10 protein-coding genes are annotated in these 12079 nt (G+C 73.0%); 5 read left to right on the top strand and 5 right to left on the bottom strand.

All coding sequences use genetic code 11. The features are described 5' to 3' along the window. Positions 1 to 182 precede the first annotated feature (182 nt). The gene (locus tag EAO70_RS24160; RefSeq protein ID WP_148004884.1) at positions 183 to 1385 is read left to right on the top strand and encodes an amino acid deaminase/aldolase; all 1203 of its coding nucleotides are present in this window, start codon (positions 183 to 185) and stop codon (positions 1383 to 1385) included. A 25-nt stretch (positions 1386 to 1410) separates the two neighbouring features. Here the strand turns inward: EAO70_RS24160 and EAO70_RS24155 are convergent, their stop codons facing one another. From EAO70_RS24155 to EAO70_RS24140, 4 genes are all read right to left on the bottom strand, one after another. Further along, a complete protein-coding gene (locus tag EAO70_RS24155; RefSeq protein WP_148004883.1) occupies positions 1411 to 2739 on the bottom strand; it encodes an HAD family hydrolase in 1329 nt (442 codons plus the stop codon). A 158-nt stretch (positions 2740 to 2897) separates the two neighbouring features. After that, positions 2898 to 3692: a 3-oxoacyl-ACP reductase gene (locus tag EAO70_RS24150; RefSeq protein ID WP_148004882.1), complete on the bottom strand. Its 795-nt coding sequence runs from the start codon at positions 3690 to 3692 to the stop codon at positions 2898 to 2900. A 6-nt stretch (positions 3693 to 3698) separates the two neighbouring features. Further along, positions 3699 to 5054 carry an aldehyde dehydrogenase family protein gene (locus tag EAO70_RS24145; protein WP_148004881.1) on the bottom strand — a complete coding sequence of 452 codons (1356 nt, stop codon included), beginning with the start codon at positions 5052 to 5054 and terminating at the stop codon, positions 3699 to 3701. A gap of 81 nt (positions 5055 to 5135) precedes the next feature. Then, positions 5136 to 6500, bottom strand: a complete 1365-nt coding sequence (locus EAO70_RS24140; protein ID WP_148004880.1) for a glutamine synthetase family protein — start codon at positions 6498 to 6500, stop codon at positions 5136 to 5138. Positions 6501 to 6589: 89 nt separating this feature from the next. On the opposite strand from EAO70_RS24140, the gene EAO70_RS24135 reads away from it, so the two are divergent. The 3 genes from EAO70_RS24135 (at position 6590) to EAO70_RS24125 (ending at position 9672) form a co-directional block, all read left to right on the top strand. Continuing rightward, positions 6590 to 7318 carry a FadR/GntR family transcriptional regulator gene (locus EAO70_RS24135; protein WP_073914967.1) on the top strand — a complete coding sequence of 243 codons (729 nt, stop codon included), beginning with the start codon at positions 6590 to 6592 and terminating at the stop codon, positions 7316 to 7318. A gap of 117 nt (positions 7319 to 7435) precedes the next feature. Then, positions 7436 to 8869, top strand: a complete 1434-nt coding sequence (gene eat, locus EAO70_RS24130) for an ethanolamine permease (protein ID WP_148004879.1) — start codon at positions 7436 to 7438, stop codon at positions 8867 to 8869. A 35-nt stretch (positions 8870 to 8904) separates the two neighbouring features. Further along, complete coding sequence (locus EAO70_RS24125) at positions 8905 to 9672, top strand: gamma-glutamyl-gamma-aminobutyrate hydrolase family protein (RefSeq protein WP_261993005.1); 768 nt, start codon at positions 8905 to 8907, stop codon at positions 9670 to 9672. Between the two features lie 30 nt (positions 9673 to 9702). On the opposite strand, the gene EAO70_RS24120 is transcribed toward EAO70_RS24125, so the two are convergent. After that, on the bottom strand, positions 9703 to 11157 hold the full coding sequence (locus EAO70_RS24120) for a purine-cytosine permease family protein (RefSeq protein WP_148004878.1): 1455 nt from the start codon (positions 11155 to 11157) through the stop codon (positions 9703 to 9705). Positions 11158 to 11225: 68 nt separating this feature from the next. Here EAO70_RS24120 and EAO70_RS24115 point away from each other — a divergent pair, with 68 nt between their 5' ends. Continuing rightward, positions 11226 to 11876, top strand: coding sequence for a TetR/AcrR family transcriptional regulator (locus EAO70_RS24115; RefSeq protein ID WP_148004877.1), 651 nt, complete (start codon positions 11226 to 11228; stop codon positions 11874 to 11876). Positions 11877 to 12079: the final 203 nt, after the last annotated feature.

Raw genomic sequence — 12079 nt, 5'->3', positions numbered from 1 at the left:
TCTCCGAGGGGGGCGGGCGGAGGAGGGCGTCCGTGATGCGGGAGGTCGTGCCGGGGCGCTGTTCGCCGGTCATCCCCGTCCCCCCGCTCGTGTCGACAATGCCCGTCACTCTACGGGCTGTTCCCCCTGGTACGGGAACCCAGGGGCTACCCACCCGTAAACCTGTCTGGCAAGCTCGGGCCATGACTCCCCGTGCCGCCGACCGGGCCCGTTACGACCGGGCCACCGCTCATCTCGACGCGCCCGTGGCGATCGTCGACCTGGAGGCCTTCGACGCCAACGCGGACGACCTCGTGCGCCGGGCCGGCGGCAAGCCGATCCGGGTCGCGAGCAAGTCCGTGCGGTGCCGGGCCCTCCTGGAGCGGGTGCTCGCGCGGCCGGGTTTCGCCGGGATCATGTCGTTCACGCTCGACGAGTCGCTGTGGCTGGCCCGCGCCGGGTTCGAGGACGTGCTCCTCGCCTATCCGTCGGCGGACCGCGCCGGCTTCGGTGAGCTGGCGCGCGATCCGAAGCTGGCCGCCGCCGTGACCGTCATGGTCGACGACGTGGCGCAGCTGGACCTGATCGACGCCTCCCGCGCGGGCGGGACGGAGGAGGTCAGGGTCTGCCTGGAGCTGGACACGGCGCTCAGCCTGTTCGGCGGACGGATCCGGGTCGGTGCCCGCCGCTCCCCGCTGCGCGCGCCCGCGGAACTCGCGGAGCTGGCCCGTTCCGTGGTGCGGCGCCCCGGTTTCCGGCTGGTCGGGATCATGGCGTACGAGGGGCATGTCGCGGGCGTCGGGGACGCGGTGGCGGGCCGGCCGCTGCGGTCGCGGGCGATCCGGCTGATGCAGGCGGCGGCCCGCCGGGAGCTGGCCGAGCGCAGGGCGGCCGTGGTGCGGGCCGTCCGGGCGGTGGCGCCGGACCTGGAGTTCGTGAACGGCGGCGGCACCGGCAGTGTGCAGCACACGGCAGCAGAGGACGCGGTGACGGAGATCGCCGCGGGTTCGGGGCTCTATGTGCCGCGGCTCTTCGACAACTACACCTCGTTCAGCGGGCGGCCCGCGGCGCTCTTCGCGCAGCCCGTCGTCCGGCGTCCGGGAGTCGGGGTGGTGACGGTCCTCGGCGGCGGCTATCCGGCCTCGGGTGCGGCCGGGCCCGACCGGCTGCCCGTGCCGTACCTGCCCGAGGGGCTGGCGTACGACCCCCAGGAGGGGCCCGGCGAGGTGCAGACCCCGCTGCTCGGCTCGCCCGCCGACGACCTGCGGATCGGCGACAAGGTGTGGTTCCGGCACGCGAAGGCGGGCGAGCTGTGCGAGCGGTTCGCGAGTCTGCAGCTGATCGAGGGCGATCGGATCACCGCCACCGTGCCCACGTATCGGGGCGAGGGCCGGACCTTCCTCTGACGAGGTCGCAGGCCCGGCCCGGGCGTCAGAAGACCCGGTCCTGCTGGTCCGGGATGACGCTGCCGTCGGTACGCCGGACCGGCTGCGCGCTGCCGTCGGCCGCCGTGTAGCCGGTGCTCGCGCAGGGGTACGGGGTGGCCTTGCGCGGCTTGGGGTCGATGAACATGGGGTTGACGATCCAGCGGCCGTCGCCGTTCTCGTAGGCCCGGCACATGAGTTCGTTCTTGTTGCGGTTGAGGACCAGGCGCAGGCCGGTGGCGTCCCGCAGGAACGAGATGTCGGTGTCGGAGTCGCCCGCGGCGAACACCGGGCGCCGGGAGGCGGGCTGGACCCGCTCGGCGGCGGGGCCGCGGATCCCGAAGACCTCCTGGTTGATCCAGCAGCGCTTGCCGTCGATGTAGGTGATCATCGTGTCGTCGCCGTCCCGCACGGTTCCGCAGCCCTTGAGGTGGCTGGTGAGCCGGCCGTGGTCGGTGGTGTTGCGGATGCCGAGGGTGTGCGAGGGGTCGACGCCGACGCCCCGCGCCCAGACGTCGACGACGGGTTCGGGCGAGGCGGAGACGATCCAGACGTCGAAGCCGGCCTCCCGGAGGGCGCGGATCAGGTCGCGTTGCTGCGGGTAGTAGCGGACCCAGCCGGTGACCTGGGAGGAGCCGACGCGCTGAGTGGCGCCCTGCGGGGCGGCGAGGTTCTCGGCGCGGGCTGCTGCGGCGAACGCCTCGACCTGGCGGGTGGTCCAGCCGTGCAGGAGCTGGGCGAGCCAGGCGTACTGGGGCTCCGTGCGGCGGCGGTCGTGGCCCGCGAAGGCGGCGTCCCCGGCCGTGGTGGTGCCGGAGGCGTAGACGGAGAAGAGTTCGTCGGCGCAGCGGGTGTCGGTGGCCGTGGGCAGGACGCGGACGGCGGTGGGGCAGGCCGCGCCGAGGGCGGTGGCCGCCGCCGGGGTGAGGTGGCGGCTCGTGGTGGACCAGTCGCCGTGCCGGGGCGGGCGGACCCGGTCGTTGCGGAGGAGCCAGTGGAAGGTGGCGTCGCCGACGTCGTTCTTGACGACGGTGTTGTCCCAGTCGAAGACCGCGACGGGCTTCCCGCCCCTGCTCGCGACGGGCTTCCTGCCGTTGGCCGCGTCGGGGCTCCCGCCCTCGTCGTGGCAGTGCGCGGCCAGGAGGGCGTCGATCCGGGCCTTGTTGGCGCCGTGCCAGCCGTCGGAGACCCGCAGGGTGGGGCAGGGCCGGGGGGTGCGCTGGTCCCGGGGATTCGCCTCGGCGGCGGTGGCGGAGATGAGGCTCGTCGCGGCGAGGGCGAGGGCGGCGGTGACGGCGGTGACGGCGGACGAACGGAGCCGGAGACGCTGGTTCATGATCACTCTCCTGTCGGGGCTGCGGCGGACGCCGGACAGCCGGGCGCCTCGCGACGCCCGGCTGCCGGGTGGGGATGTGGGCGCCTCGACCTGGCGGGTGGTCCAGCCGTGCAGGAGCTGGGCGAGCCAGGCGTACTGGGGCTCCGTGCGGCGGCGGTCTAGAGGGGCGTCACGTACGCGCCCGCGATGCCTCCGTCGACCAGGAAGTCGCTGGCGTTGACGAAGGAGGAGTCGTCGCTGGCGAGGAAGGCGACCGCGGCCGCGATCTCCTCGGGCTCGGCGAAGCGGCCGACCGGGATGTGGACGAGGCGGCGCGCGGCCCGCTCGGGGTCCTTGGCGAACAGCTCCTGGAGGAGGGGGGTGTTCACCGGTCCGGGGCACAGGGCGTTGACGCGGATGCCCTCGCGGGCGAACTGCACGCCCAGTTCGCGGGACATCGCGAGCACGCCGCCCTTGGAGGCGGTGTAGGAGATCTGGCTGGTGGCCGCGCCCATGATCGCGACGAAGGAGGCGGTGTTGATGATGGAGCCCTTGCCCTGGCGGCGCATGTAGGGCAGGGCGGCCTTGCAGCAGAGGTAGACGGAGGTGAGGTTGACGTCCTGGACGCGCTTCCAGGCCTCCAGGCCGGTCTCCAGGATGGAGTCGTCGTCGGGGGGCGAGATGCCGGCGTTGTTGAAGGCGATGTCGACGGAGCCGTAGGTGTCGAAGGCGGTCTTGAACAGCGCCTCGACCTGTTCGGGGTCGGTGACGTCGACCTGCACGAACGTGCCGCCGACCTCCTCGGCGGCGGCCTTGCCGGCGGTCTCGTCGATGTCGCCGCAGACGACGTTCGCGCCCTCGGAGGCGAGGCGGCGGGCGGTGGCGAGGCCGATGCCGCTGCCGGCCCCGGTGATGACGGCGGTGCGGCCGACGAGCCGGCGGCAGACGATCTCTTCGGTGCTGGTGCTGGTCATGGGTGCTCAGGCCTCCGTGCTGATGAAGACGTTCTTGGTTTCGGTGAAGGCGGTCAGTGCGTCGGGGCCGAGTTCGCGGCCGAGGCCCGACTTCCCGTAGCCGCCGAACGGGGTCCAGTAGCGGACGCTGGAATGGGAGTTGACGGAGAGGTTGCCGGCGCGGACGGCCCGGGAGACGCGCAGGGCGCGGCCGATGTCCCGGGTCCAGAGGGAGCCGGACAATCCGTAATCGGTGGCGTTGGCGAGACGGATCGCGTCGGCCTCGTCCTCGAAGGGCAGGACGACGGCGACGGGCCCGAAGACCTCCTCGACGGCGCAGGGGGCGTCCTCGGGCAGGCCGGTGAGGACGGTCGGCGGGAACCAGAAGCCGGGGCCCCCGGGGGCCTTGCCGCGGATGCCGGGGAGGTCGTCCGGCACGTAGGAGCGGACGCGGTCGAGCTGGGCGCGGGAGATGAGCGGGCCCATCTGGGTGCGCTCGTCCGCGGGGTCGCCGACGACGATCTCCTCGACGGCGGGGGTGAGCAGCTCCATGAAGCGGTCGTACGCGCCGCGCTGGACGAGGATGCGCGTGCGGGCGCAGCAGTCCTGGCCGCTGTTGTCGAGGAAGGACATGGGCGCGGCCGCGGCGGCGGCTTCGAGGTCGGCGTCGGCGAAGACGATGTTGGGGCTCTTGCCGCCGAGTTCGAGGGTGACGCGCTTCACCTGGTCGGCGCACTTCGCCATGATCGACGTGCCGACGCGGGTGGAGCCGGTGAAGACGATCTTGGCGACGCCGGGGTGTTCGACGAGGGCGTTGCCCGCGACCGGCCCGGTGCCGGGGAGGACCTGGAAGAGACCTTCGGGCAGGCCCGCCTCCAGGGCGAGTTCGGCGAGCCGGAGCGCGGTGAGCGGGGTGGTCTCGGCGGGCTTGAGGAGGACGGCGTTGCCGGCGGCGAGGGCGGGTGCGGTGGCCCAGGCGGCGATCGGCATCGGGAAGTTCCACGGCGCGATGACGCCGACGACGCCGAGCGGTTCGAGGATCGTGACGTCCAGGCCGCCGGCCACGGGGATCTGGCGGCCGTTGAGGCGCTCCGCTCCCCCGGCGGCGAAGTCGAGCAGGTCGCGGACGTTGCCGGCCTCCCAGCGGGCGTTGCCGATGGTGTGACCCGCTTCGGCCACCTCCAGCCGGGCCAGCTCCTCGACGTGGTCGTCGACGACGAGGGCGAAGCGGCGGAGCAGCCGGGCCCTGTCGGCGGGCGCGGCGGCGGCCCAGCCGCGCTGGGCGGCGGCGGCCCGTGCGACGGCGGCGTCGACGTCGGCCGGGGTGGCGGCGGGCACGGTGGCGACCGGCTCCTCGGTCGCCGGGTTCAGTACCTGGAGCAACTCGTTCCTCTCAGCGGCGGTTCGGAGGTGGTGCGGAGTCGTCGGAGACGGGGGCGCGCGGGGCGCGGGGCCGACGCGGGTTCAGTGGCGCTCGAAGGAGCGGCGCAGTTCCCAGTCCGTGACGGCCGCGTCGAAGGCGTCGAGTTCGACCCGTGCCATGTTGCGGTAGTGGGCGACGACCTCGTCCCCGAAGGCGGCCTTGGCGATCTCGCTGGTCTCCCAGAGGTCGGCGGCCTCGCGCAGGGTGGTGGGCACGTGCGCGTAGTCGGCGCTGTAGGCGTTCCCGGTGCAGGGCTCGGGGAGTTCGAGCCGCTGCTCGATGCCGTGCAGTCCGGCGGCGACGAGGCCGGCGACGGCGAGGTACGGGTTGACGTCGCCGCCGGGGAGACGGTTCTCGAAGCGGGTGGAGCGGCCGTGGCCGACGACGCGGAGCGAGCAGGTGCGGTTGTCGTGGCCCCAGGCGACGGCGGTGGGGGCGAAGGAGCCGGGCTGGAACCGCTTGTAGGAGTTGATGTTGGGGGCGTAGAGCAGGGAGAAGTCGCGGAGGGCGGCGAGCTGTCCGGCAAGGAAGTGCCGCATGGTCGCCGACATCCCGTACGGGTCGTCGCCGGCCATCACGTTCGTTCCGTCGGCGTCCTGGAGGGAGAGGTGGATGTGGCAGGAGTTGCCCTCGCGCTCGTTGTACTTCGCCATGAAGGTGAGCGCGTAGCCCTCCTGGTCGGCGATCTCCTTGGCGCCCGTCTTGTAGACGGCGTGTCCGTCGCAGGTGGCGAGGGCCTCGTCGTACTTGAAGACGATCTCGTGCTGGCCGGGATTGCACTCGCCCTTGGCGGACTCGACGGTGAGTCCGGCGCCGGTCATCTCGTTGCGGATGCGGCGCAGAAGGGGTTCGATGCGTCCGGTGCCGAGGACGGAGTAGTCGATGTTGTACTGGTTGGCGGGGGTGAGGCCGCGGTAGTTCGCGTCCCAGGCCTGCTCGTAGCTGTCCTTGAAGACGATGAACTCGAGCTCGGTGCCGACGTGGGCGGTGAGGCCGTGCTCGGCGAGGCGCTCCAGCTGGCGCCGGAGGATCTGGCGGGGTGCCGCGAGGACGGGGGTGCCGTCGGCCCACGCGAGGTCCGCCGTCACCATGGCCGTGGCCTCGTTCCAGGGGAGGCGGCGGAGGGTGGTGAGGTCGGGGTGCATGGCGAAGTCGCCGTAGCCGCGGTCCCAGGAGGACATCTCGAAGCCGTCGACGGTGTTCATCTCGGTGTCGACGGCCAGGAGGTAGTTGCAGCCCTCGGTGCCGTGGCCGAGTACCTCGTCCAGGAAGAACGGGGCGGCGAACCGCTTGCCCTGGAGGCGTCCCTGCATGTCGGGGAAGGCCAGGACGACGGTGTCGATGTCGCCGCTCGCGACGAGGGCGCGGAGCTCCTCGACGGTGAGCGGGGGTGTGCGGTCTGCCACGGGATTGCTCCTCCTTCGGCCTGCCGGAAGCCATAAGGTATTGCGGAAGACCATTGCTTGGGAAGTGCTGACGGAAGGGAATCGAGAACGTGGCCAGTACGAGTGAATCGGCGGACCGGCTGACGCCCGTGCTGCGGCCGGTCCGGGCGGGCAACGGCTTCGAGGAGGCCCTGGAGCAGATCCTCCAGGTCGTACGGCTCGGGCTGGTGCCCGGCGGCGAGCGGCTGCCCGCCGAGCGGGAGCTGGCCGACCGGATGGGGATCAGCCGGGTGACGCTGCGCGAGGTCCTCAAGGTCCTCCAGGAGCAGGGCCTGGTGGAGAGCCGGCGCGGCCGCTACGGCGGGACGTTCGTGCTGCCGCGCGTCCAGACCGCCGACGAGGACGAGCTGCGCCGCCGGATCGCCACCGTCGACATGGAGGACACCCTGCGCTTCCGCGAGGTCCTGGAGGTCGGCGCGGCCGGGCTCTGCGCGGCCCACGGCCTCGACGCGGCGGGCGCCGAGCGGCTGCGGACGGCCGTGGCGGCGACCCATGACGCCCCGCTCGCCGACTACCGCCGCCAGGACACCCTGCTCCACCTCACACTGGCGGAGCTGTCCGGCTCCCCCACCCTCACCGCGCAGTACGCGGCCGTCCGGGCGACGGTGAACGACCTGCTCGACTGCATCCCGCTGCTCGTCCGCAACCTGGAGCACTCCCAGCACCAGCACACCGCCCTGGTGGAGGCGGTCCTGGACGGGGACGCGGACGCGGCGCGCGAGGTGATGCGGGAGCACTGCTCGGGGACGGCCGCGCTGCTGCGGGGCTTCCTGACATGAGACGGGCGTCCCCGGGTACGTAACCCGAAAGTAACGCACGGGGGTTGCGCTCTCCGGTCGGCACCGCAAAGGTATGGCTCCAATCCATTGGGCCCGTTGCGGGGAGCTGACGCTGCCATGACGCTCGAAGACACCACGCCGACGAAGGACGACTACCTCGAACGCCGCGCACTGCGCCGCGGCAGCGCCGGGTGGCTGCTGCTCACCGGGCTCGGCGTCGCCTATGTCGTCTCCGGGGACTTCTCCGGCTGGAACATCGGCCTCTCCAAGGGCGGCTTCGGCGGGCTCGCCATCGCCACCGTCCTGATGGGCGCGATGTACGCCTGCCTGGTCTTCGCCCTCGCCGAGCTCTCCGCCATCCTGCCCACCGCCGGCGGCGGCTACGGCTTCGCCCGCCGGGCGCTCGGCACCTGGGGCGGGTTCCTCACCGGCACCGCGATCCTCATCGAGTACATCCTGGCTCCGGCCGCGATCTCCATCTTCATCGGCGACTACGTCGAGTCCCTCGGCCTGTTCGGGCTGGAGTCCGGCTGGCCGGTCTACCTGGTCTGCTTCGCCCTCTTCATCGGCATCCACCTGTGGGGCGTGGGCGAGGCCCTGCGGTTCAGCCTGATCGTGACGGCGATCGCGGTGGCGGCGCTCGTCGTCTTCGCGCTCGGCGCCCTCACCGACTTCCACGTCGACGGACTGAACGACATCCCGGTCGACGGCGAGGCCTTCGGAGCCACCTCCTGGCTGCCGTTCGGGCTGCTCGGGATCTGGGCCGCGTTCCCCTTCGGCATGTGGTTCTTCCTCGGCGTGGAGGGCGTGCCGCTCGCCGCCGAGGAGGCCAAGGACCCGGTGCGGTCCATGCCGAGGGCCCTCGCGATCTCGATGGGGATCCTGGTGCTGCTCGCCGTGATGACCTTCTTCGCCGCGACCGGGGCGCGCGGCTCGGCCGCCGTCTCCGAGGCGGGCAACCCGCTGGTCGTGGCGCTCCAGGGCGACGGGGACCCGACCGCGCTCAGCCGCTTCGTGAACTACGCGGGTCTCGCCGGTCTGGTGGCCTCCTTCTTCTCCCTCATCTACGCCGGCTCGCGCCAGCTCTTCGCCCTCTCCCGCGCGGGCTACCTACCCCGCTTCCTCTCCCTGACCAGCCGCCGCAAGTCGCCGTACCTGGGGCTCCTCATCCCGGGCGCGATCGGCTTCGCGCTGGCCGCCGGGACAGGGGACGGGGCCCGGATGCTGAACATCGCCGTGTTCGGCGCCACCATCTCGTACGCCCTGATGGCGCTCTCCCACATCGTGCTGCGGCGCCGCGAGCCGGGGCTGCACCGGCCGTACCGCACGCCCGGCGGGATCGTCACCTCGTCGGTGGCCTTCGTCCTGGCCCTGTCGGCGCTGGTCGCGACCTTCCTGGTGGACCGGACGGCGGCGTTCATGGCCGTCGGGGTGTACGCGATCGCCCTCGCCTACTTCGCGTTCTACAGTCGACACCATCTGGTGGCCAGGGCGCCCGAGGAGGAGTTCGCGGCGCTCGCGGCCGCCGAGGCCGAACTCGCACGCGACTGACTCCCTGTCCCCCCTCGATCTCCGGAGGAGATTCCGTGTCCAAGCCGCTCATCGGCGTGACCACCTATCTGGACCAGGCCCGCTGGGGCGTGTGGGACATGCGGGCCGCGCTGCTCCCCGCGCCGTACCCGCGGCTCGTCCAGGAGAGCGGGGGGATCGCGGTGATGCTGCCGCCGGACGCGCCGCAGACCGCCGCGGCGGTCGTGGACCGGCTCGACGGACTGGTGGTCGCGGGCGGGGCGGACGTGGAGCCCGTACGGTACGGGGCCGAGCGCGATCCCCGTACCGGCCCGCCGGCCCGGGAGCGGGACGCCTGGGAGCTGGCCCTGATCGACGCGGCTCTCGCCGCCGGGACCCCGCTGCTCGGGATCTGCCGGGGCATGCAGCTCCTGAACGTGGCGCTGGGCGGGACGCTGGTCCAGCACCTGGACGGGCACGTGGAGGCGGTCGGCGTGATCGGCCGGCACCCGGTGAAGCCGGTGCCGGGCAGCCGGTACGCCTCGCTCGTACCGGAGCCGGCCGAGGTCCCGACCTACCACCACCAGGCCGTGGACCGGCTGGGCACCGGGCTCGCGGCCTCGGCCCACGCGGAGGACGGCACGGTCGAGGCGGTCGAGCTGGCCGCCCCGGTCTGGGCCCTGGGCGTGCAGTGGCATCCGGAGATGGGCGAGGACCTGCGGGTGATGCGCGGCCTCGTCGAAGCGGCGGCGGCAGCGGCGGCCGGCCCGTCCTCTACGGCGCCGGCCCCGCGGGAACCGGTGGCGTCCGGCGGCCCTGCCGAGGTCGGAACCTCGGTGTCCTGAGCCGGTTCCGCAGACGGGGTGGGTGGCTGTTCACTCCCCGGCGCGGGCGGCGCGCAGGGTGCGGTCCTTTCGCATGAGGAGGGCGTAGAGCGCGGCGGCGACGGCCATGCCGACGGGGAGGGAGAGGTCGAGCCCGTCGAGGGCGGCGGCGACCGGTCCCGTGTAGAGGGTGTCGACGCAGAGGGCCGCCGCGGTGACGCCGGCGACGAGGGCGAGGGCCCCGGCCGGGTTGACGCCCCCGGTGTACCAGAAGGGGCTGTCGGGGGTCTCGTCGGAGAGCGCGCGGCCGTCGTAGCGGCACCGGCGCAGCAGCACGTCGGTGGCGTAGATCGCCATCAGGGGGCCGCTCAGGACGATGATCACCTGGAGCGCGTTGCTGACGGTGTCCAGGAAGTTGGAGACGAGCAGCCCGTAGAGGGTGAGGGCGACGGCGACGGCCCCGTCGAACAGGACGCTGACGGAGCGCCGGACGCGCAGCCCGACGGCCTGGAGCGCGAGTCCCGCGCTGTACGCGGTCAGGGCGTTGATCGCGATGGTGCCGAGGACCAGGGCGAGCAGGAAGAGCGGGACGAACCAGCCGGGCAGGATCTCCTGGAGCGCGGTCTGCGGGTCGGTCATGTCGACGGCGGTGGCGGCGAACGCGCCGAGCGAACAGACGACGACGCTGGGCAGGAACGCGCCGAACGCGGTCCACGCGGCGATCGCCCGCTTCGAGGCGGTGCGGGGCAGATAGCGGGAGAAGTCGGCGCTCGTGGTGTACGAGAGCGGGCCCGAGGCGATCATCGCGGTGCCGGCGAGCAGCAGCGCCCAGAGTTCGCCCCCGCGGGCCGGCTCCGCGGGGGCGTACGAGAAGTCGGCGTGCCGCAGGACCGCGAACGCGACGACGGCGAAGGCGCCGGCGAGGACCAGGGTGATCGGCAGGTAGAGCCGGACGATCAGGGCGTGCCCGTAGACGCTGATGATCAGCGTGAGCGCGGCGATGACCACGATGACGGCCACCTCGACGGGGGTGCCGGCCGTGATGCCGGCCTTCTCGACGAGCGCGAAGGCGGCGGTGGCCGCGGCGGCCAGGTTGAGGGCGAAGTAGCAGACGGAGACCAGCCAGCCGCCCACCGCGTTGTTCACGCGGTTGCCGATGACGCCGTACACGGCCCGGGTGATGACCTCGCTGGGTGCGCCGGCGGCGGGGCCGGAGGTGGCGAGGAGGCCGGGGAGCACCCAGAGCAGGTTGCCCACGACGGTCACGCCGACGGCCTGCCAGAGGCTCAGGCCCATCAGGACGAGGGCTCCGCCGACGACCAGGCTGAGGTAGTTGACGTTCGCAGCCGCCCAGACGGAGAAGAGCTCGCGGGGGTGTCCGTGGCGCTCGGAGTCGGGGATGTGGTCGATGCCGTGGGCCTCGATCCGGCCGGGCCGGTCGGCGGCCGGCGGGGCGACCGATGCGGCCGGGGAGCCCGGGAGCGGGTCGGGGATCGTGGAAGTCATGCGGCCCTCCGGTGCGTGGGGTGCCCACCTGGTTGCTTATTGGTCGCACACTCAATAGCATCGCGGGTATGTCGTCAAGCGTTCAGCGCAGGAGAGTGCGGAAGACACCGGAAGCCCGGCGGGCGGAGATCGTGGAGACCGCCGCCCGGGTGGCCCTGACCGAGGGGCTCGAGTGCGTCACCCTCCGGCGGATCGCCGAGGAGCTCGCCGTCCGGCCGGGTCTGATCAGCCACTACTTCCCCTCGGCGGAGGATCTGGTGGGCGAGGCGTTCAGCGTGGCCGCCACCGGTGAACTCGACTCCCTGCTGCCCGCGGAGCGGCCGCACGGGACCCCCACGCAGTACCTCGCGCGCTACTTCGCCCTCTCCGCGGGCGAGGAGTACGACGACATCAGCCGCCTGTGGATCAACGCCCGGCACCTGAGCCGGTACCGCCCGGTCCTGCGCGACCGGGTCACCGAGCAGGAGCTGGCCTCCGACGACCGTCTGGAGGAGCTGATCCGCGAGGGCGTCGAGCGGGGCGAGTTCCGTACGGACGACCCGCGCGGCACCGCGATCCAGATCCTGGTGGTGCTCGACGGACTCGGCGCCCACGCCAACAGCGACCGCACCGACCGCCCGGCGGCGGTGACCCGCCTGCCCCTCACGACGGCCGAACGCGAACTCGGGCTGGCGTACGGCGCGCTGTCCGATGTGCCGGCGCCGGGGGAATCCGCCTGAACACGGGCACGGGGCGGACCCGGACGGGCGGCCGGGCGGGGCCGGACCGGGCCCGCCTGCGGCACTCGGCACCTGGCGACGGCCACGTCGTACCGGCAGCGGGCACGGGTGACGAGCCACTCACCGGTCCCGCCACCGGACGTACCGACGTCCCGTGGCGGCCTCGCCGCTTCCGGGCGCCGACACCGGGGCAGCACCTACGC

Origin of the sequence: Streptomyces sp. adm13(2018), assembly GCF_008042145.1 — a bacterium.
In the GTDB taxonomy this organism is placed as follows: domain Bacteria; phylum Actinomycetota; class Actinomycetes; order Streptomycetales; family Streptomycetaceae; genus Streptomyces.
This window is presented reverse-complemented; position numbering and strand designations above follow the sequence as displayed.

Excerpts from the sequence above, each read along its gene's own strand:
- EAO70_RS24115 (WP_148004877.1), top strand. The coding sequence starts at position 11,226 with ATGTCGTCAAGCGTTCAGCGCAGGAGAGTGCGGAAGACACCGGAAGCC.
- EAO70_RS24155 (WP_148004883.1), bottom strand. The coding sequence starts at position 2,739 with ATGAACCAGCGTCTCCGGCTCCGTTCGTCCGCCGTCACCGCCGTCACC.
- EAO70_RS24120 (WP_148004878.1), bottom strand. The coding sequence starts at position 11,157 with ATGACTTCCACGATCCCCGACCCGCTCCCGGGCTCCCCGGCCGCATCG.
- EAO70_RS24150 (WP_148004882.1), bottom strand. The coding sequence starts at position 3,692 with ATGACCAGCACCAGCACCGAAGAGATCGTCTGCCGCCGGCTCGTCGGC.
- EAO70_RS24160 (WP_148004884.1), top strand. The coding sequence starts at position 183 with ATGACTCCCCGTGCCGCCGACCGGGCCCGTTACGACCGGGCCACCGCT.
- eat (WP_148004879.1), top strand. The coding sequence starts at position 7,436 with ATGACGCTCGAAGACACCACGCCGACGAAGGACGACTACCTCGAACGC.